This is a genomic window from Pseudomonas chlororaphis subsp. aurantiaca (genome assembly GCF_013466605.1).
GTDB lineage: Bacteria > Pseudomonadota > Gammaproteobacteria > Pseudomonadales > Pseudomonadaceae > Aquipseudomonas > Aquipseudomonas chlororaphis_I.
Map to the genome: position 1 here is coordinate 4,261,786 of NZ_CP059162.1, position 20,042 is coordinate 4,281,827.

Sequence of the window (20,042 nt, forward strand, 5' to 3'; positions counted from 1 at the left end):
CTACTGCGCTGCGTTGCAGCAACTGACGTCGTGTGAGGTGCATGGTCATGCCTGTGTCCCTGTGCCGGGTTATTGGAGGTCTTGTGCGGACATGAAGCGGATCAGGGCGAGGAACTGCTCCTCGGAACACTGCATGCACAGGCCCATCGGCGGCATGCCGTTGTAGCCGTTGATGCTGTGGTCCAGCAGGGTGTCGGCGCCCTGGGCGATGCGCGGCCGCCAGGCCTGGACATCGCCGGTCAGCGGCGCGCCGGACGCCGGGTTGGTATGGCAGAGCTTGCAGCTGCTGTCGTAGATCCGCGCCAACGCCGAATCGTCGGGCAACTGTTGCACCGCGGCCGCCGATGGCGGCGCGGGCTGGTCGCCACAGGCAACCAGCAGCCCGCCCAGCGCCAGCCACAGCGCGAGGCGCGTCAGGCGATACAGCGTGGTGACGGATGAAAACCGCGGCGAGGCAGTCGGTGCCGGCATGGTGTTCCTCTCTGGTGACGGTCGGGATCGACCCAGAGCCAACACTAAGGCAGGCGCTGCCAGGACCTGAGGGCATTGCGGGCCAGCGAGGGGGCATCTGCGGCCAGGCCTGTGCAGACGCTTGCCCACGATGACGGCGTCGTGGTCTACCGGTGGACCGCGTTATCGTTCATCGCGGGCAAGCCGGATGGCCGCCCGCTCGCTCCTACAGGATTGCGGGGGCTTCTTTAGGAGCGAGGCTTGCCCACGAAAAACCGTTAACGATAACGCTGTGTCCTGGGGACCGCCGCTACGCGAGCAATCGAGCGGCGGCCGGCTGCTTCTACTGAAGAACAGCAGCCTGGCTATTTGATGCGGTAGTGGAAGGTGTTGCGCACCGCGGGCACCGACACCGCCTGGCCGTCGACGATGCGTGGCTGGTAGCGGAAGGTGTTGGCCGCCGCCAGCGAGGGGCGGATAAACAGCGGGTGGCAGCCGTCGAGCACCTTGGGGTTCTCCACCTTGCCTTGCGGGTTGACGCTGTATTCCACGGTGCAGTCGCCTTCGATGTTCTTGTCCAGGGCGCGTTGCGGGTAGTCCGGAGCCTCCTTGCTCAGGGGCAGGTACTGGCGGCTGTCGGCCGCGGCCTGGGCGGCTTGCTGCCGGGCGCGCGCGGCGGCCAGACGGGCCTGTTCGGCGCGCTGCGCCTGCTGCTGTTGCGCCTGTTGCTGGGCCAGGCGCTGCTGCTCGGCTTCGCGGTTGCGCTTTTCGTTTTCCTGGCGTTCATGCTGCTGGCGTTGCTGTTCGGCCAGCTGTTCGCGTTTCTTGTCCTCGAGCCGTTTGCGCGCCAGGGCCGCCTGTTCGAGTTTCTGTGCCTGGAGCCGCGGATCGACAGCAGGCTTGGCCGACTCGACCGGGGCCGCGACCACCGGCTCCGGCGGTGCGGGTGTGGGTTCGACCACGGCCGGTGCAGGCTCGGGCGCTGGCGGCGGCAACATCACCAACTGGGTACGCAACACCGCCGGCTGTTCGGCGGCCGGCGGCTCCACCGACCAGCCCGCCACCAGCAGCGCCAGCACCCCGGCGTGCAGCGCAACCGCCAGGGTCGCGGCCAGCGCATGGGAGCGCCAGTGCCTGCGCAAGGGTTGCAGGGAAAAATCGTCGAGGGTCTGCTGTGGGCTGTGCATGATCATCGCCGTCATTGCGGGGCCTCGGTCACCAGCCCCAGGTTGCTCACCCCGCCCTGCTGCAACGCCGCCATGGCCGCCACCACCAAACCGTAACCGGCATCCTGGTCGGCGCGGATGTAGACCTGGGTATCGCTTCGCGCGGCGACTATCTGCGCGACCTTGGCGCGCATCTCGTCGAGGTCCACGGCGCTGTCGGTCTGCTGCCGGGTATCCAGTTCGCCGCCGAGGCTCCAGTAGTAGCCGCCCCCGGCCTTCACCGACAGGGTCAGGATCTGCTGCCGGGTGTCGGTGGCCAGGGCCTCGCTGGCGACCTTGGGCAGCTCGACCTTCACCCCCTGGGTGAGCATCGGCGCGGTGACCATGAAGATCACCAGCAGCACCAGCATCACGTCGATATAGGGCACCACGTTCATTTCGGCCTTGGGCCCGTGTTTGCGTTGCGGCCTGACTAGCATCTGCACTCTCCTCTCAGGCCGCGACGGCCAGGTTCGACGACGCGCCGTGCAACTGGCGATGCAGGCGCGCCTGCAGTTCGTTGCCGAAGGCGTAGTAGCGGGTCAGCAGGGTCTGGCCACGGGCGGCGAAACGGTTGTAGGCGATCACCGCGGGGATCGCCGCGAACAGGCCGATGGCGGTGGCGATCAGCGCTTCGGCGATGCCCGGGGCCACGGTGGACAGGGTCGCCTGCTGCACCTGGGACAGGCCGAGGAAGGAATTCATGATCCCCCACACGGTGCCGAACAGGCCGATATAGGGGCTGACCGAACCGACCGTGGCGAGGAACTGCAAGCCTTTTTCCAGGCGGATTTCCTGTTCGCTGATGGCCACGTACAGCGAACGCTCCACCCCTTCGAGCACCACTTCGGCCGGGTTGCCGCCCTGCTGGCGCAGCTGGCTGTAGGCCTGGAAACCGGCCTGGAAGATCGGCTCGACACCGCCCTCGCCGTCCGCCCGTTGCTGGCTTTCGCGGTACAGCGGGGCGAGTTCGGCGCTGCCGCGAAAGCGCTGGACAAAGGCGTCGAGCTGGCGTTCGGTGCGCTTGAGCACGCTACCGCGCTGGATGATCAGGTACCAGCTGAGCAACGACGCCAGCAACAGGGTGAGCATGACCGCCTTGACCAACAGGCTGGCATCGCTGATCAGCCCCCAGATGGTCATGTGTTCCAGTGTCGCCTGCATGGTGAAACTCCTTTGCCTGTGCGCCCGGGCCGTCAATGCGCGACGGCGCCGGGGCTATTCGATGACATGTTGATGGACGGTTAATGACAACTCAGGGCAGCTTCAGCACCCTGGCCACCTCGGTCCAGGGCACGAACTTGAAGTTCTGGGTCTGCTCGGGCATGCGCTTGCGGCCGTCCTGGACCACCAGCACCCCCTGGCTCCAGGGCCCGCCGAGGTTGGCCGAGGTGACTTCCAGGCCATCGGTTTCCGACGCCCCGTCGATGCCCGCGGCGGCATTCAGGCCGACCCGGAAGGCCCCGCGGGAAGCGAACGGCGGCTCGGCATCGAGCACTACATAGCTGTCGTTGCCCTGGCTGGAAATCACCAGGTAGTCCTGCGCCTCGCTCTGGTACAGCGCCAGGCCCTCGACGTCGGCATGCAACTGCGGGCCGACCTTGATCACGCTACTGAGGTTGGCCGGCTGGTCGGCACGGGCATCCACCGCCCACACGCCGACGTCTTCCTCGCCAAGGAACAGGCGCTGGCGCTGGTCGTCGGCGACACAGCCCTCCGGCTGGCTGTCGACCTTGAACTGGCGCACCAGCTCGCCCTGGACCCGGCCATCGGGGGCGCTCAGGCGGTATTGCAGGAAGCTGCCGTCCTTGCCGTTGGCAAAGGCATAAAGCTCGCCGCTGGCCGGCTGGAACAGGCAGATGCCGTAGATTTCCTTGAGCGGCGTGGGGATCTCCCCGGCTTCGCGCAGCTCGCCGCTGGCGCGATCGATGCTGAACAGGCTGAGGCTGTTGTGATCGCGGTTGCTCGCCACCGCCAGGTCGACCACCTGGGTGCCCAGCTTGAAATTCGGCCGCAGGTCGACGTTGTTCAGCCGCCCCACCGGCAATTCCTGGAGCAACTTGCCTTGCAGGTCGTAGACCAGCAGCCCCTGTTTCTTGTTGGTGCCCAGCACCCGGCTCAGCTCCGGCTGCCGAGGGTGAATCCAGATCGCCGGGTCGTCCGCCGCATCGCCCTGGCGCCCCACCGGCTCGCTCTGGCCCAGGGCCGGCACATTCGGCAGCACCGGCGCCAGCGGCACCGGGGTGGCCTGCCAGTCCAGCCGGCCCTGGTAGATCTGCCCGTCGTCATCGTCGCGCACCAGCACCTGCAGGCCCTGGGCGCTGGCCTGCACGGCGAGGTTTTCCGGCTCCTTCAGGCCGGACAGCGCCAGCGCCGCCTTGGCCAACCAGCCTTCGCCCTGCTGCTGATAAAGGTGCAGGCGCGCCGCCTTGGGGTCGAGCGCCAGCACTCCGCCCGGCACCAAAGCCAGGGCGCCGGCGGCCTTGGCCACCTCGCCGAAGGGCACGCGCATGGCCACCGGCCGCCGCTCGACATCCGCCTCGGGGTGCGCCGGGTAGGCCCACCAGCCGACGTTCTCTTCGTTGACCAGCAACTGGTTAGCGCCATCGTCCACCTGGCAGAACTGCGCCGCCGGCGGCAACGGCACGCCGCGCACTCGTTGCGCCGTGGCGCTCAGCTGGGCGCCAGCGCCTACCAGCCATTGCTCGCCCTTGCCCTCCTCGCCCACCAGGAACAGGAACAGGTTGCTGGCCTCGTCGCGGTACAGGCACAGGCCGTTGACCGGGAAGTCTCGCGTCGGCAGGTACAGCGGCTGGCCCCATTGGCGGCTGCGCGGATCGAGGCTGACCAACAGCGCCTGCTGGCGCTGGCTGTCGAGCGTGGCGACCAGCACCTGCTGGCCGGCGGCGCGGCTGTCCAGGCCATTGAAGGAACCTTGCAGGCGCGACAGTTGCTGGCCCTGGGCGTCGAACAGCAACAGGCCGTCGCGCTCGCTGGCGGCCAGGCGCTCGCTGGCGCCGGGCACAAAGCCGATGGCCTCGATGGCCAGGTCCTGCTCGGGCAGCCAGGGTTTCAGAGTGAGGGTGGGCGCCGATGAGGAGCCGGCAACGGCCGCGCCGCTACCCAGGCAGATCAGCGCGGCCAGCAGGCAGCGCGCGGGTGACAACGAAATACTCATGGATGGATCAGGTCCTTATTGTTCGTTCGGCACGGCGGCAGCACTAAGGCGCCGCCGACTCGGGATCAGAAGTGGGTGAAGGTCAGGCCGAGCTTGTAGGTCGGGCCGTACTCCTCGTACTGGCCGTTGTAGGAGCGATGGCCGGTGTAGACGAAGTACGGCTCGTCGGTGAGGTTCTGCGCCTCGAAGCTCAGCTGCAGGCTCTTGGTCAGCGAGTAGCGGGCGCTGAAATCGACGAAGGTCTGGGCATCGACATGCAGGTCGTGGGCCTTGTCGTTGATCGAGGCCAGCTCATAGAGGTAGTCCGACTTGTAGTTGGCCGACAGGCGCAGGCTGAGCTTGTCGCTTTCCCAGCCGAGCATCAGGTTGCCGACCGTGTCCGACTGGTTCGGCAGGTCGATGCTGCGCTTGCGGTTGACCCCGCTGGCGGCGTCGAAGCCCTTGATCTCGGCGTCGGAGCGGCTGAAGGTGGCGTTGGCCCCCAGCAGCAGGCCGTTCCAGGGCGCCGGCAGCCAGTCGAATTTCTGCGAATAGGCCAGCTCCAGGCCGTACAGTTTGGCGCTGTCGCCGTTGGCGAAGGTATGCGCCTCGGAGAAGTCGGCCCAGGCGCCGGTGCCGGCCAGGTCGGTGTTGTAGACGAAGTTCTTGATGTCCTTGTAGAACACGAAGGCCGAGACGGTGCCGGCGCGGCCCATGAAGTGCTCGATGCCCAGGTCCAGGTTGCTCGACTCCAGCGGCTTGAGGTCCGGGTTGCCGAAGCTGGCTTCGTCATCGTCGATGACAAAGCCCGGCGCCAGCTGGCCGAAGGTCGGGCGCACCACCGCCTTGGTCCAGGCGGCGCGCAACTGGGTGTTCTTGTCCAGCTGGTAACGTGCGTGCAGGCCCGGCAGCCAGTGGTGGTAGCGGCGCTTGGTCTCAGTGGACTGGAACTCGCCGTCGGTGGCACCGGCGCCCTTGGCTTCGAACTCGGTGCCTTCGTAGCGCAGGCCGGCGATAAAGCGCCAGTCGTCGATATCCACGGTGTTCATCAGGTAACCGGCGTTGATGTCTTCGCGGATCTTGAAGTCGTTGACCCGAGATTCGGTCTCGTCGAAAAACGCATCGCGGTCCAGGCCGCCGATCAACTGCTTGATCGAGCCGCCGCTGATGCCCGGGCCGAAGCGGCCGAGGCGATAGTCGACGCTGCCTTTCTGGAAGCGGCTGAGGTTGAGCTGCTCGTCGCTGAAACCCAGTTCATCGAAGTCCTTGTAGACCCAGGCGTCGAGGTCGTTGTCCTTGTTGCGCCGGCTGACCTTGCCGCCGAACTTGACCTGGGACGCATAGCCGCTGAGGTCGTAGTCGCGGGCCAGGTCCAGGCGCAGGTTTTTCTCGGTGTCGGTGGTGCGCTGCTTTTCCCACTCGACCTTGTCCAGGCTGAAGTTGGCCGGGTTGTAGAACCCCTGGCCAACGATCGGCCGCGGCTTGTCGTTGTCGTAGAAGCCGCTGTCGGCGAAGTCGTCGTTGCCCTCGAACACCGCGTTGGCGATATGCCCCGGGCTGTCTTCGCTGGAGCGGCTGTAGCCGGCCTGGCCGCTGAGGGTCCAGAGGCCGAACATACGCTCGCCGCCGAACACGTAGGACTGGATCTCCTGGGTTTCCTCGCGCTGCTTGAGCTTGCGCTTACCTTCGGCGTCGCCCAGCTCGCCGGCCGCCTGGGGCTCGGCGAATTCCAGGCTGGTGGCGTTGCGCGTCTCGCTGTCCTTGTAGCGGCTGTAGAGGGTGCGCAGGTAGTAGCTGCTGAGGTCGTCCGGCTTGTAGTCGAAGTTCAGGCCGCCGCCGGCGCGTTCGCGGCTGATGTCGTAGTCGCGCTGTTCGAGCTCCTGCAGTTTTGCGCCCTGTTCGAAGTCCCAGGCACCGCCGGTCTCGACGTTGTCCGAGCCGAAGTCGCGCTTCTGCCAGCTCAGGGCCGCGGCCACGCCGAAGTTGTCGATGCCGTCGCCGAGGCTGAAGCGGTCGCTGATCGCCCCGGAGAATTTCGGGCTGGTCTGGTGGGTGTTCTGGTCGTAGCTGGCCTCCGTGCTGCCGGTGTAGAACAGGCCCTTGTGATCGAAGGCCGAAAGGCTCTGCACATCGACCGTGCCGCCCAGGGAGTTGGCGTCCATGTCCGGGGTCAGGGTCTTGATCACCGACAGCGACTGCACCAGCTCCGAGGGCAGCACGTCCAGGGCCACGGCGCGGCGTTCGCTTTCCGGGGCCGGCACCAGGGTGCCGTTGATGGTCACGCTGTTGAGGTCCGGGCCCAGGCCACGCACGCTGACGAAACGCCCTTCGCCCTGGTCGCGCTCGACGCTGATGCCCGGCAGGCGCTGCGCCGCTTCGGCGACGTTCTCGTCCGGCAACTGGCCCACGCCGTCGGCGTGCACCACGCTCTTGATGCTGTCGGCGTTGCGCTGCTCCTTGAGCGCCTGGTCGATGCTCGCGGCCTGGCCGACCACTTCCAGGTGTTCGGTGTTTTTAGTCGAGTCGGCTTCGGCGGCGCTCAGGCGTTCGCTGGCGATCGCCATGGCCAGGGCGGTGAGCGTGAAGCCGAGCAGGCCGGCGGTGCTGCTGCGCTTGTACATGATGGTCCTCCCCCAAGAGTCCGGTGACGCCAGGCAAGGGGCCCGGCAACTGGGAGGGCAAGCTAGGGTCGGCGAATGACGGTTCTGTGACAGGGGTTGGCGGGGAGGCCCTTGAAGCGGGGTTTGGGCCGGGATGGGGGGGCAAAGTGAGCTGAAATGACCTTTTCCCGGGGGGTTGGCGGTGATGGGTCTGGCGCTATAGCGGGCAAGCCTCGCTCCTACAGAAGCACGCGATCTTCTTCTGTAGGAGCGAGCGGGCGGCGACCCGACTTGCCCGCGATGACGTCAGCGGTCACACCCCCGCTCAATGCCTGGCCAGATCGTAAAAAAACGCACCATCACGATGAGCTGATTCGACCTCCCCCCCCCTTCACCATCGTCACCCGGCTGTCACAAACATCTGCTGTGCTGGCGCGCATTGCTTCTTCGCCAAAGGATCGCGGCCATGCTCTCAGTGCTCAAACCCCACCGATGGAAACTCGCCACCCTGCTGCTGGCGGCCAACCTCGGCCTGCTCCTGCACCTGGCCTGTGGCGAGTTGAAGGCGGTCAGCGAATGGGTCTGGCTGGACATCGTCGGCGAAGGTGGCACCGCGCTGCTGGCCCTGATCTGGCTCGGCCTGGTGCTGAAAAGCCGTCCGGCGGGACGGGTCACCAATTACCTGGCACTGGGCCTGAGCTGCATCTTTTTCTCCTGGTGGATCGACAGCCTCGACGAGTTCATCCGCCTGCCCGACAGCATCACCTGGGACCACTGGCTGGAATCGGGACCGATGCCGGTGGGCATGGTCCTGCTGACCATCGGCATCTACCACTGGCACCGCGAACAGCTGGCGATCAGCGCGCAGATGGAAAAACGCGAACGGCTGTTCCGCGAGCACCGGCTGTTCGACAAGCTCACCCCGCTGGGCGGCGCCGACTACCTCAAGCGCCAGCTGGCCGACAGCCTGCTGGACAGCCAGCGCCAGCAGCAACCGCTGTCGCTGCTGGCCCTGGACCTGGACAACTTCGCCGCGATCAACCAGGACTTCGGCCATGCCGAGGGCGACACGGTGCTGCAGGCGCTGAGCCATTTGCTGCTGCTCAACCTGCGTCGCCAGGACCTGCTGTGCCGGCTGGCCGGCGACCGCTTCGTGGTGCTGCTGCCGAACACCGGCGAGAGCCAGGCGCGGCTGCTGGCCCAGGAGTTGCGCCAGGCGGTGCAGAGCCTGGCGCACAAGAGCCGCCAGCATGGCGAACGCTTGCAACTGTCCGCCTGCACCGCGGTGGTGATGGCCCTCGACGAGACCCCGGAAGTGCTGCTCAAGCGCCTAAACCTGGCCCTGGCCCGGGCCAAGCAGCCGCTGGCGAAAAGCGCCTGAGGCCCGGCCATGACCCTGAAAACCAGTTGGTACGAAAACGACAGCCGTTTCATTCCCGGGCATTACCAGCCGGCCAGCCTGATCGACCTGGCGCTGTCGCGGGACATCGACAGCCATCGCCTGCTGCGCGGCACCGGGCTGTTCCACGAGGACATCCTCGCCGGCCAGACCCGCCTCAGCCCGCAGCAGTTTCTCGGCCTGATCGGCAACAGCCGGCGCCTGCTGGACGCCGACGACAGCAGCTTCCTGTTCGGCCAGCGCCTGCTGCCCGGCCACTACGGCGCCGCCAGCCACGCCCTGCGCCATGCGCAGAACCTGCACCAGGCCCTCGACACCCTGGTGCGGCAACAGGCGCTGCTTAGCCCGCTGGCCAGCCCGCGCTTGCTGCTGGATGACCAGCACGCCTATTTCTACTGGCTGGACAGCTGCGGGGCCGGCGAACAGTGGCGCTTTTTGCTGGAGGCCAGCATGACCTCGCTGGTGGCCATGAGTCAGTGGCTGAGCGGCCAGCGCCTGCCGTGGGAATGCTGCTTCAGCCATGCCGAGCCGCGCTATGTCGAGCAGTACTGGGTGCACCTGGGCGAGCACACCCAGTTCAAGCGGCCCATGGACCTGATGCGCATCCCCCGCGAATTCCTCACCCAGCCCTGGCCCAACGCCTCGGCCACCGCCGGCCAGGTGGCGCGCCAGGAAGCCCTGGGCCAGCTCGAGCAGTTGGGCTTTGCCTCAAGCTTTCTCGACTGCGTCTACCGCTACCTGCAAAGCCAGGTGCGCCAGGCGCCGAGCCTGGAACAGACGGCCCAGGCCTTCGCCATGAGCCCGGCTACCCTCAAGCGCAAGCTGCACAAGCACGGCAGCGGTTTCCAGCAGCAGGCGGACCTGGTGCGCAAGCATGTGGCGCTGTACCTGTACCGGATCAAGGGCCTGAGCAACGAGGAAGTCGCCGAATACCTGAGCTTCAACGACGCGGCGAATTTCCGCCGCTCGTTCAAGCGCTGGACCGGCAGCACCCCCAACCTGATCCGCCAATTGTTCAGCGCCGGTTGAAACAAAGGCTGTTTTTCCAAGGGAAAAAGCGGCTACTCTTGGCCCAAAGAACCACACCATCACACCTCTGCTGCACGACTTTCCGCCATTTTGGCCCAGCTTTTTGCTAAAGACCCGAGACATCAAGGCGTAACAACACCCTGAAGACCCGTCTCGCCCGTCAGTGCCGGCGCGCTATCCCGCCGGCGCATTGCCCATTGCCATTACGGAATAGAGTCATGACCACAGCCCATCTGTTGAACACGCTGTTTCCCGTCGCCGCCGACATCCCCGAGCAGTACCGCCTGGACGGCCAGGTCGAGCAACGCGAGTACCTGGTCGACGGTCAGTTGAAAACCTGGAACGGGCCCCTGGCCCTGGTGCGCAGCCCGGTGTATCTGGACACCGCCAATGGCGACGAACAAGTGATTCTCGGCAGCACCCCGCTGCTCGACGCCGACACCGCGCTGACCGCCCTCGACGCCGCCGTGCGCGCCTATGACCGTGGCCAGGGCGCCTGGCCGACCATGCGCGTGGCCGAACGCATCCAGCACGTCGAAGCCTTCCTCGGGCGCATGCGCGAACAGCGCTCGGCGGTGGTCAAGCTGCTGATGTGGGAAATCGGCAAGAACCTCAAGGACTCGGAAAAAGAGTTCGATCGCACCTGCGACTACATCGTCGACACCATCAACGCCCTCAAGGAACTCGACCGCCGCTCCAGCCGCTTCGAGCTGGAGCAGGACACCCTCGGCCAGATCCGCCGCGTGCCGCTGGGCGTGACCCTGTGCATGGGCCCGTACAACTACCCGCTGAACGAGACCTTCACCACCCTGATCCCGGCGCTGATCATGGGCAACACCGTGGTGTTCAAGCCGGCCAAGTTCGGCGTGCTGCTGATCCGCCCGTTGCTGGAAGCCTTCCGCGACAGCTTCCCGGCCGGGGTGATCAACGTGATCTACGGCAGCGGCCGGGAAACCGTCAGCGCCCTGATGGCCAGCGGCAAGATCGATATCTTCGCCTTCATCGGCACCAACAAGGCCGCCAGCGACCTGAAGAAACTGCACCCCAAGCCGCACCGCCTGCGCGCCGCCCTGGGCCTGGACGCGAAAAACCCCGGCATCGTGCTGCCGGAGGTGGACCTGGATAACGCGGTCAACGAGGCGATCACCGGCTCGCTGTCGTTCAACGGCCAGCGCTGCACCGCGCTGAAAATCCTCTTCGTCCATGAAACCGTGGTCGATGCCTTCATCGAGAAATTCAACGCCAAGCTGCTCAGCCTTAAGCCGGGCATGCCGTGGGAACCGGGGGTGGCGCTGACGCCGCTGCCGGAGTCGGGCAAGGTCGATTACCTGCACGCCCTGGTGGCCGACGCCATCGACAAGGGCGCCAAGGTGGTCAACCCCGGCGGTGGCGAAGCGCGGGCCTCGTTCTTCTACCCGGCGGTGCTGTACCCGGTGAACAGCCAGATGCGCGTGTACCAGGAAGAGCAGTTCGGCCCGGTGGTGCCGATCGTGCCGTATCGCGACCTGGAAACGGTGATCGACTACGTCCTGGAATCGGACTTCGGCCAACAGCTGAGTATCTTCGGCACCCAACCGGCACAGGTCGGACGGCTGGTGGACGCCTTCGCCAACCAGGTCGGGCGGATCAACCTCAACGCCCAGTGCCAGCGCGGCCCGGACACCTACCCGTTCAACGGGCGCAAGAACTCCGCCGAAGGTACGCTGTCGGTACATGACGCGTTGCGCACCTTCTCGATCCGCACCCTGGTGGCCACCAAGTTCCAGGAGAGCAACAAGGAGCTGATCAGCGACATCATCCGTAACCGCGAGTCGGGCTTCCTGACCACCGATTACATTTTCTAGAAACGGAGAACACCCTCTGGGCCTGCTGAACTCCTGGCGATCCTTGCGCCTGCCACCGCTGTTGCGTCGATTCCTGCTCCCGCTACTGGACCCGTATCGACGCTACCGCTACGCCAAGCTGATCCATGCGGTGCGCGTGGCCCTGGGGTTGCTGGCCACCATCGCGCTGACCACCGGCCTCAACCTGCCCCACGGCGAATGGGCGTCGGTGACCATGCTGGTGGTGATCGGCGGCTTGCAGCACCACGGCAATATCGGCAAGAAGGCCGCGGAACGGGCCATCGGTACCTTGATCGGCGCGGGCGTCGGCCTGGTACTGGTGGTGCAGCAGGCTTACCTGGGCATGTCCTGGCTGACCTACCTGGGGATGTCGGTGGTGTGCGGGTATTTCTCCTATCACGCCATCGGCAAGGGTGGTTACACCGCGCTGCTGGCGGCGATCACCGTGTTCATCGTCGCCGGCCATGGCGACAACCATGTCAGCGATGGCCTGTGGCGCACGGTGGACATCCTCATTGGCATCGCCCTGGCCCTGGCGTTCTCCTTCGCCATTCCGCTGTATGCGGTGTATTCCTGGCGCTACAACCTGGCCAGCGCCTTGCGCGACTGCGCCACTCTTTACGGACGCATCATCGGCGGCCAGTCGGTGACCGACGATGAACACTTGAAGTTGCTCGGGCGCCTCAACAGCACCTTGCTGCAACTGCGCTCGCTGATGCCCTCGGTGTCCAAGGAAGTGCGGATCTCCATGACCGAACTGGACGCCATCCAGCGCAACCTGCGCATGTGCTTCAGCACCCTGGAAATCCTTGGCAATACCCGGCCGAACCTCAGCGACCCACAGGCTCGCGAGCAGCTGCAACAGGTGTTGAAACACGAGCACCGGCAGGTGCGCATACAGCTGGTGGGCATGGCCCGCGCCCTGCAATCCGGCGCCACCAGACGCCTGGGGCGGCCCCTGGATGGCGCGGCGTCCTCGACCCTCGACACCTCGGTCTACAGCGCGCTGGACGGCTACCGCCTGCTGACCCGGCAACTGGTGGCCAATCTCAACGAGATGCGCCAGCGCCTGGCGAAAAGCGCGGAGCACTGGAAGATCTGATTGCCCTGCGCCTGCCGCCAGACCGCGCCTGCTAGAACAATTCGCTGAACGGAATGAAGCGCGCCGGCTCACCGGCCCGCAAGGTGCTGCCCTCGAGAATCTCCACCAGCCCATCGGCCCAGGAAGCGCCCAGCAACACGCCGGAACTCTGGTTCGGATAAAGCACGGCGCGCCCTTCCTCCAGCCTGGCCCGCAGGTACTCGCGGCGGCTGCCCGCTTTCGGCCAGTCGAAACCGACGCTGACCGGGAAGCTCAATGGCATCACCTCTTCGACGCCCTGGATGCGCAACAGATAAAGCCGGGCCAACAGGCCAAAGGTCACCAGGGCCGAGGTCGGGTTGCCGGGCAGGCCGATCACCGGCACCCTGCCGAAGCGCCCGACGGTCAGCGGCTTGCCGGGTTTTATCGCGAGTTTCCAGAACACCGGGGTGGCGCACTCGCGCAGCACCTGGCCGAGGCAATCGGCGTCGCCGGCAGACACGCCGCCGGTGGTCAGGATCAGGTCCGCCGCGCACTGCAACTGCTCCAGGCGCAGCCGAGTCTGCTGCGGCTGGTCGGGGAGAATCCCGGCATCGATCACCTCGCAGCCCAGGGCACTCAGCCAGTGGCTGAGCAGGGTGCGATTGCTGTTGTAGATGCAACCGGGGCGCAAGGGCGTGCCCGGCTCGGCCAGCTCGTCGCCGGTGGACAGCAACGCCACTCGTGGTCGTCGCACCAGCGGCAGATGGGTACAACCCTGGGCGGCGGCGATGGCCAGTTCGAAAGGCCCCAGGCGTTTACCGGCGCGCAGCAGCACTTGCCCGGCGCGGTTCTCCTGGCCTTGGGCGCGGATATTCTGGCCGGCCTTCAGCGGCAGCTTGAAGCGAATTCGACCGTCGTCGAGCGGCTCGACGTTCTCTTGCATCTCGATACTGTTGGCGCCCTCGGGCAGCGGCGCGCCGGTGAAGATTCGCGCGCAGGTGCCCGGCAGCAGCGGGTCGGGGGCCTGGCCGGCGAAAATGCGTTGCGACACCGCCAGCGGCTGCCCGTCCCAGCCCTCGAGGTTCAAGGCATAACCGTCCATGGCGCTGTTCGGCCAGGGCGGCAGGTCCAGGGTCGCCACCAGGTCGCTGGCCAGCACCCGTTGCCGCGCCTCGCCCAGCACCACCGGCTCGCTGTCCTGCAACCGTTGCGCCTCGGCCATGGCCAGCAGCCGGGCGATGGCCTCCTCCACTGGCATCAGCGGTGACGGGCTCATCCGCGGGTCCCGCAGGCTTGCACCTGCTTGAGGTGCGGCACGAAATTGCACGGCCGGTGGCGGGCATCCAACTGCTCGGCGAGGATGCCTTCCCAGGCGGTCCGACAAGCGCCCGTGGAGCCCGACAGGCAGCACACCAGGGTGCCGTTGGACAGCCCGGCCAGGGCCCGGCTCTGCACGGTGGAAGTGCCGATGTCGAGGATGGAGATCGCCCGGAACAGTTCACCGAAACCGTCGATCTGCTTGTCCAGCAGGCAGCTCACCGCCTCGGGCGTGCTGTCGCGTCCGGTGAAGCCGGTGCCGCCGGTAATCAGCACCACCTGGATATTTTCATCGGCGATCCACAACGCGACCTGGGCGCGGATCTTGTACAGGTCGTCCTTGAGCAGGTTGCGCTCGCTCAGGGTGTGGCCGGCTTCCAGCAGGCGGCTGACGAGCAGTTGCCCAGAGGTATCGGTGGCGTATTCGCGGGTGTCGCTGACGGTCAGCACGGCAATATTCAGGGGGACAAACAATGCATCCGATTTCACGCTCATGTCTTTCTCCGGCGGGCAGTCATAAAAACCATTGCCAGAGGCTAAAGCGCTGAAACCGTCAGTGTCTAATCACTCTGGCCGACCACTTTATCGAGCCCATCTATCAAGGCTTTTTTCCCTGGAAAATGCGCGCCGGCCCTGGTGGAACCCACGGTCGATAGAGCCTTTTGATTGCCCATTCGATACTTCCGATTGGACTCGCGGCGGCGACAATGAGATCGTCCCGATACCCAACCAGCGTGCCTTGAACAATGACCCCGACCTGCCCCGCTTCCCCTTCGTCCATTCCCTGCTCGGTGCTGCTGCTGGCTGGCGGCCGTGGCGCGCGCATGGGCGGACGGGACAAAGGCCTGCTGCCCTGGCAGGGCAAGCCGCTGATCGCCCATGTGCAGGCGGCGGTCCGGCCCTTCAGCGACGACCTGATCATCTCCTGCAACCGCAACGCCGAGCAGTATCGGGCCTATGCCGACCAACTGGTGGAGGACTCGCAGAAGGACTTCCCGGGCCCACTGGCGGGCGTGCTCGCCGGCCTGGCGGTGGCGCATCATCCGTGGCTGCTGGTGTTCGCCTGCGACACACCGAAAATCGATGCCGCGCTGATCAGCGCCATGCTGGCGGCGCGCCCCGCCCCGGACTCGGTGCTGATGGTGCAGCAGGCCGGCCACTGGCAACCGATGTTCAGCCTGATCCCCAAGGCCTTGCTGGCGAACCTGCAGCAAGACTGGGACGCCGGCGAACGCAGCCTGCAGCGCGCCTTGTCGAAGCACCGGCCGCAAGCCCTGGTCTGCGCCGAGGACGACCCGCGCCTGAGCAACTTCAATACCCCTGAGCTACTTTTTTAACGGCATTTTTTAACAGCGTTTTTTAGCAGCTCCGCGTGCCACCGAACGGGTGCACCGTCTTTTCCTCCAAAAGGTCGGCTCGGGATTTCCAAGCGCTGCGTGCATCCTGGAAACCGACCTTACCAACCCCTTCCTCAGCAGGTGCCATTGTGGACATCAAACAACTCAAGTTCCTTATCGCCCTGGACCAGACCCGACACTTCGGCCAGGCCGCGGCGCGCTGCCACATTACCCAGCCGACCCTGTCCATGCGCTTGCGCAATCTGGAGGACGAGCTGGACCTGGTGCTGGTCAAGCGCGGACAGCGTTTCGAAGGTTTCACCGAGGCCGGCGAACGGGTGCTGGCCTGGGCGCGGACCCTGCTCGCCGCCCATGACGGGCTGTTCGCCGAAGCCGCCGCGTGCCGTGGCCAATTGGTCGGCAGCCTGCGCCTGGGCCTGGTGCCGCTGAGCAGCTTCAACCCGATCGGCTACGTCCAGGGCCTTTCCAAGAGTTTCCCGGAACTCAAATTCGCCCTGTCGTCCATGAGTTCGGACCAGATCATCGAGGGCCTGGGCAACAACCAGCTGGACCTGGGCGTGTGTTATCTGGACCACGTGAACCCGAACTACTTCGAGTTTTTCGAGATCGGCGAAACCCGTGTCGGCCTGCTGTACGACACCCGTCACTTCCATTTCGAAGGCAGCGAAATGAGCTGGGAAGAAGCCGCCGAGCTGCCCCTGGGGATGATCAGCAATGGCATGCACTACCGCAAATCCATCGACCTGAGCTTCCGCAGCCGTGGCCTCGACCCGCAGCCGATCCTCGAAAGCGATTCCACCTATCAGCTGTTCCAGGCGATTCACGAAGGCTTCTGCTGCTCGATCATGCCGCTGTCCAGCGGCCTGGAAAACCCGATCGAAAACCTGGCGTTCATCAACCTGCCGGATGCCAGCGTGCTGGCGCCCCTGGGCCTGGTGATGCGCAAGACCGAACCGCGCTCGGCCATCGCCGAAAAGTGCTTTGCCGAAGCCAGGAAACTGTTTGCCGCACCAGAACCAACGGCCGACTAAAGCTGCTGCGCCGCAGGGCGCATCCCTGCCCTACCAGCGACTGGCGGCCAGTTGGTCGCTCTCCCTGCCCTCTACCCAACGCTCGCCGGACGAAGTCTGTTCGCGCTTCCAGAACGGCGCGCGGGTTTTCAGGTAGTCCATCAGGAAGGCGCAGGCCTCGAAGGCCGCCTGCCGATGGGCGCTGGCTACGCCGACAAACACGATCGGCTCAGCCACCTGCAACAGTCCCACCCGATGCACGACCCTGACCCGTTGCAGCGGCCAGCGCTCATTGGCCTCATCGACGATGCGCTGCAACGCGCGCTCGGTCATGCCCGGGTAATGTTCGAGGAACAGGCTGCCGACCTGTTCCCCCAGGTTCAGGTCGCGCACATAGCCGACGAAAGTCACCACCGCGCCAACGCTCGGGTCCCCGCCGTGCACCTCGCGGTGCAGTCGATCGAGGTCGAGGGCCTCGGCCTGGACATGCACGGTCATGGCTCAGCCCCCGGTGACTTGCGGAAAAAACGCGATCTCGTCGAAGTCCTCGATGGACGCGTCGAGGTTGCACAGGTCCTGGTTCAGCGCGCACATCAGGCTGTTTTCGCCAAGTACCGCCTGCCAGGTCTCGCCCCTGGCCATCAGCAACTTCCTGACATCGCCGACGCTGCGCAACGAATCATCCAGCGCGATCTTCTCGCCGCCGATACCGAGCTGCTCGCGATAACGGGCAAAGTAGTTGATCAGAATCATGCTGTGGCTCCCGCGTCAAAGGTGCCTGATCGTCCGCCCTGTTTCTTCAACAGCTGGATGCTGTCGATGACCATGCCGCGGTCGACCGCCTTGCACATGTCGTAGATGGTCAGCGCAGCCACACTGGCCGCGGTGAGGGCTTCCAGCTCGACCCCGGTGCGGCCGTTCAGCCGGCAGGTGGCGACTATCCTGACGCTGTCGGGCTCGACGGCCCTCAGCTCGAGGTGAATCGAGCCGAGCATCAGCGGGTGGCAGAGCGGGATGAGTTCATGGGTTTTCTTCGCCGCCATGATGCCCGCGATGCGCGCGACCGCGAACACGTCGCCCTTGGGGTGGCCGTTCTGCTGGATCAGTTGCAAGGTGGCGGGCCGCATGCGCACCCAGGCCTGGGCCTGGGCTTCGCGGTCGGTGGACTGCTTGTCGCTGACATCGACCATATTGGCGCGGCCTTCGGCGTCCAGATGAGTCAGGGTGGTGGAGTCGTGGGGCATGGTTATCCTCGCAGCCGGCTGGCTGGGTTGAGTACTTGATGTTGCCCGGGGGAACCGGGGCGAACGCGTGGGCGCCGATCAGCTCAGCACGAAGTCCACCGGTTGCAGCACCGGCGGCAGTTGGGTCGCCCCCAGGGCATCCAGTACCTCGCGCTCGATGGTGCGTACCAGGGCGTTGGTCGGCAGGTCGTTCTCGTCCCGGCCGAAAGGGTCTTCCAGCTCGTCGCCAATGGCATCCAGGCCGAAGAACGTATAACTGACGATGGCCGTGAAGATCGGCGTCAGCCAGCCCAGGGGCTCGGCCATGGCAAAGGGCAGCAGGATGCAGAAGATGTAGCTGGTGCGGTGCAGCAACAGCGTGTAGGGAAAAGGCAATGGCGTGCTCTTGATCCGTTCGCAGATGGTCTGGGCGTTGGTCAGGCTGCTCAGGTGATTGGCCAGCAGCGTGTAGCGCCATTCGCTGATCGCCCCGGATTCGGCCAGGGTCGAGCACTGTTGGCCGACGTGGCGCAGGATGCTGTCCGGCACGTTGGGCGCCTGGGCCACCGGCAACCGGCTCAACCAGGTGCCCGCCGCGCTCGACTCGTCTTCCTGGCGCAGCCTGGCGTTGAGCGCATGGGCAAAGCCGCAGAGGTCGCGCAGGATCTGGCCGCGCTGCCGCGAATCCTTGACCACCTGGGTTTCGCGGATCATCGAACGCACCTCCGTCACCAGTGTACCCAGGGACTTGCGCGCTTCATACCAGCGGTCGTAGCAGGCATTGTTGCGAAAGCTCATGAAGATCGACAGCGACAGGCCCAACAGGGTGAACGGCGTGGCATTGACCCTGGAGAAATAGGCCGGGTACAGGGTCTCGATAAACACGATCGCCGAGGCCAGCAGGGTCACCAGCAGGCTGCGCAGGGCGATGCGCTTGGCAATCGAGCCCTTGAGGGAGATCAGCACATTGATCAGGTTGGGTTTGGATCTGACGATCATCGCAAGACAGCCTTTTTGCAGAGGAGAAAACCGCGCGGGTTAGCCGCCGGTCATGTTCATGAACCGCACCACTTGCACCTCGTCATTGAGTTCGAAGTTGTGGCGGTACGGCTTGATTTTCATCGCCTCGATGATTGCCCGCTCCAGGCGCTCCGGCTCGCCCGGATGGCTGCGCAGCACCTGCTTCAGGTCGACCGAATGCTCGTTGCCCAGGCACAGCAGCAGCCGGCCCTCGACGGTCAGCCGCACCCGGTTGCAGGTGGCGCAGAAGTTGTGGCTGTGGGGCGAGATGAACCCCAGGCGAATCTCCGGCGCCTCGGCCAGGCGCCAGTAACGCGACGGCCCCTGGGTCGATTCGGTGGAGTCGATCAGGGTGTAGCGCTCGGCGATGCGCTCGCGCACCTGGGCGCTGGAAAAGAACGCATCGGCGCGGCTGTGTTCGCTGATCACCCCCAGGGGCATCTCTTCGATAAAAGAGATGTCCAGCCCACGGTCGATGGCAAACCCCACCAGGTCGTTGATCTCGTGATCGTTGCGCCCTTTCATCACCACGCAGTTGAGCTTGGTGTGCTGGAAACCGGCGGCGTTCGCCGCATCGATGCCGGCAATGACCTGGGCCAGGTCGCCGGTGCGGGTCAGCTCGCGAAAGCGCGTGGCATCGAGGCTGTCGATACTGATGTTCAGGCGCTTGAGCCCGGCATCGAACAGGGGCGCCGCCAGTTTGCCCAACTGCGAGCCATTGGTGGTCATGCACAGCTCGCGCAGCCCCGGCAGCGCGGCAATGCGCCGGCACAGCTCGACGACGCCCTGGCGGATCAGGGGTTCGCCCCCGGTCAGGCGGATTTTCCGGGTGCCCAGGGCGACGAAACTGTGCGCCAGCTGATAGAGCTCCTCCAGGGTCAGGATGCGTTGCCGCGGCAGGAACTGCATGTCTTCGGCCATGCAATACACACAGCGAAAGTCGCAGCGATCGGTCACCGACATCCGCAGATAGTCGACTCGCCGGGAAAAACCATCCTGCAGGATTCGATCTGACATTACCGCCTCCATCAACACTTCAGGCGCATTGACCAGAAGGCTGTTATTGGAAGGCCGCCGTTATAGAGGGGCCTTGTTGCGGCAAGACTAAGTTCAATTAAAAGCGCCGTCTAATCGCTATTAACAACCGGTTGATCAATAGGATCTATCAAGCAAAAAGCACCTGAAATGACCCCGCCTTAAATTAATAATTTATTGATTTATTTTGATTTTTTCATTGATAGAGGATCTCGATCAACTGGTCATTAATAGCGATTAGACAGGCACTTCACGGCCAACATAGGCTTGTTCCCGTAGTACTTGAGCGGCACCCGTGAAGTGAATAAATGCGCATGCCTTGTAACTGGCTG

Annotated in this window: 19 protein-coding genes; 6 read left to right on the forward strand and 13 right to left on the reverse strand. The window is 65.1% G+C overall.

Annotated elements, in window-relative coordinates:
• Positions 1–69 precede the first annotated feature (69 nt).
• From H0I86_RS19190 to H0I86_RS19215, 6 genes are all read right to left on the reverse strand, one after another.
• Positions 70–471, reverse strand: a complete 402-nt coding sequence (locus tag H0I86_RS19190) for a c-type cytochrome (RefSeq protein ID WP_180921713.1) — start codon at positions 469–471, stop codon at positions 70–72.
• Positions 472–815: 344 nt separating this feature from the next.
• Entirely contained in the window at positions 816–1,652 is an 837-nt protein-coding gene (locus tag H0I86_RS19195) for an energy transducer TonB (RefSeq protein WP_180921714.1), read from the reverse strand.
• Positions 1,649–2,095 carry a protein TolR gene (tolR, locus tag H0I86_RS19200; RefSeq protein ID WP_180921715.1) on the reverse strand — a complete coding sequence of 149 codons (447 nt, stop codon included), beginning with the start codon at positions 2,093–2,095 and terminating at the stop codon, positions 1,649–1,651. Before tolR ends, H0I86_RS19195 begins: the two co-directional genes overlap by 4 nt.
• 13 nt (positions 2,096–2,108) lie before the next feature.
• Positions 2,109–2,819, reverse strand: coding sequence for a protein TolQ (gene tolQ / locus H0I86_RS19205; RefSeq protein ID WP_180921716.1), 711 nt, complete (start codon positions 2,817–2,819; stop codon positions 2,109–2,111).
• A 91-nt stretch (positions 2,820–2,910) separates the two neighbouring features.
• On the reverse strand, positions 2,911–4,833 hold the full coding sequence (locus H0I86_RS19210; RefSeq protein ID WP_180921717.1) for a phytase: 1,923 nt from the start codon (positions 4,831–4,833) through the stop codon (positions 2,911–2,913).
• A 65-nt stretch (positions 4,834–4,898) separates the two neighbouring features.
• Positions 4,899–7,433, reverse strand: coding sequence for a TonB-dependent receptor (locus tag H0I86_RS19215; protein WP_180921718.1), 2,535 nt, complete (start codon positions 7,431–7,433; stop codon positions 4,899–4,901).
• A 445-nt stretch (positions 7,434–7,878) separates the two neighbouring features.
• On the opposite strand from H0I86_RS19215, the gene H0I86_RS19220 reads away from it, so the two are divergent.
• The 4 genes from H0I86_RS19220 to H0I86_RS19235 all read left to right on the forward strand — a co-directional run bounded on the left by H0I86_RS19220 (position 7,879) and on the right by H0I86_RS19235 (position 12,786).
• On the forward strand, positions 7,879–8,793 hold the full coding sequence (locus H0I86_RS19220; protein ID WP_180921719.1) for a GGDEF domain-containing protein: 915 nt from the start codon (positions 7,879–7,881) through the stop codon (positions 8,791–8,793).
• Between the two features lie 9 nt (positions 8,794–8,802).
• Entirely contained in the window at positions 8,803–9,840 is a 1,038-nt protein-coding gene (locus tag H0I86_RS19225; RefSeq protein WP_180921720.1) for an AraC family transcriptional regulator, read from the forward strand.
• Positions 9,841–10,058: 218 nt separating this feature from the next.
• Entirely contained in the window at positions 10,059–11,684 is a 1,626-nt protein-coding gene (locus tag H0I86_RS19230; protein ID WP_180921721.1) for an NADP-dependent glyceraldehyde-3-phosphate dehydrogenase, read from the forward strand.
• Positions 11,685–11,745: 61 nt separating this feature from the next.
• Positions 11,746–12,786 (forward strand): FUSC family protein, encoded by a 1,041-nt coding sequence (locus H0I86_RS19235; RefSeq protein ID WP_180925878.1) that lies wholly within the window; start codon positions 11,746–11,748, stop codon positions 12,784–12,786.
• A gap of 31 nt (positions 12,787–12,817) precedes the next feature.
• Here H0I86_RS19235 and H0I86_RS19240 read toward each other — a convergent pair whose 3' ends face one another.
• Both H0I86_RS19240 and moaB read right to left on the reverse strand, forming a co-directional pair.
• Positions 12,818–14,023 carry a molybdopterin molybdotransferase MoeA gene (locus tag H0I86_RS19240; RefSeq protein WP_180921722.1) on the reverse strand — a complete coding sequence of 402 codons (1,206 nt, stop codon included), beginning with the start codon at positions 14,021–14,023 and terminating at the stop codon, positions 12,818–12,820.
• The gene (gene moaB, locus H0I86_RS19245; RefSeq protein WP_180921723.1) at positions 14,020–14,559 is read right to left on the reverse strand and encodes a molybdenum cofactor biosynthesis protein B; all 540 of its coding nucleotides are present in this window, start codon (positions 14,557–14,559) and stop codon (positions 14,020–14,022) included. The genes H0I86_RS19240 and moaB overlap by 4 nt, the downstream gene beginning before the upstream one ends.
• A 251-nt stretch (positions 14,560–14,810) precedes the next feature.
• Here moaB and mobA point away from each other — a divergent pair, with 251 nt between their 5' ends.
• Together mobA and H0I86_RS19255 are read left to right on the forward strand one after the other, a co-directional pair.
• A complete protein-coding gene (gene mobA, locus H0I86_RS19250) occupies positions 14,811–15,401 on the forward strand; it encodes a molybdenum cofactor guanylyltransferase MobA (RefSeq protein ID WP_180921724.1) in 591 nt (196 codons plus the stop codon).
• Positions 15,402–15,550: 149 nt separating this feature from the next.
• Complete coding sequence (locus H0I86_RS19255; protein WP_009049723.1) at positions 15,551–16,453, forward strand: LysR family transcriptional regulator; 903 nt, start codon at positions 15,551–15,553, stop codon at positions 16,451–16,453.
• A gap of 30 nt (positions 16,454–16,483) precedes the next feature.
• On the opposite strand, the gene moaE is transcribed toward H0I86_RS19255, so the two are convergent.
• The 5 genes from moaE to moaA form a co-directional block, all read right to left on the reverse strand.
• On the reverse strand, positions 16,484–16,930 hold the full coding sequence (gene moaE, locus H0I86_RS19260) for a molybdopterin synthase catalytic subunit MoaE (RefSeq protein ID WP_180921725.1): 447 nt from the start codon (positions 16,928–16,930) through the stop codon (positions 16,484–16,486).
• Between the two features lie 3 nt (positions 16,931–16,933).
• Positions 16,934–17,185 (reverse strand): MoaD/ThiS family protein, encoded by a 252-nt coding sequence (locus H0I86_RS19265; protein WP_180921726.1) that lies wholly within the window; start codon positions 17,183–17,185, stop codon positions 16,934–16,936.
• Positions 17,182–17,676, reverse strand: coding sequence for a cyclic pyranopterin monophosphate synthase MoaC (moaC, locus tag H0I86_RS19270; protein ID WP_180921727.1), 495 nt, complete (start codon positions 17,674–17,676; stop codon positions 17,182–17,184). Before moaC ends, H0I86_RS19265 begins: the two co-directional genes overlap by 4 nt.
• 78 nt (positions 17,677–17,754) lie before the next feature.
• On the reverse strand, positions 17,755–18,654 hold the full coding sequence (locus H0I86_RS19275; protein WP_180921728.1) for a bestrophin family protein: 900 nt from the start codon (positions 18,652–18,654) through the stop codon (positions 17,755–17,757).
• 39 nt (positions 18,655–18,693) lie between these two features.
• On the reverse strand, positions 18,694–19,692 hold the full coding sequence (moaA, locus tag H0I86_RS19280; protein ID WP_025804561.1) for a GTP 3',8-cyclase MoaA: 999 nt from the start codon (positions 19,690–19,692) through the stop codon (positions 18,694–18,696).
• Between the last annotated feature and the right edge of the window lie 350 nt (positions 19,693–20,042).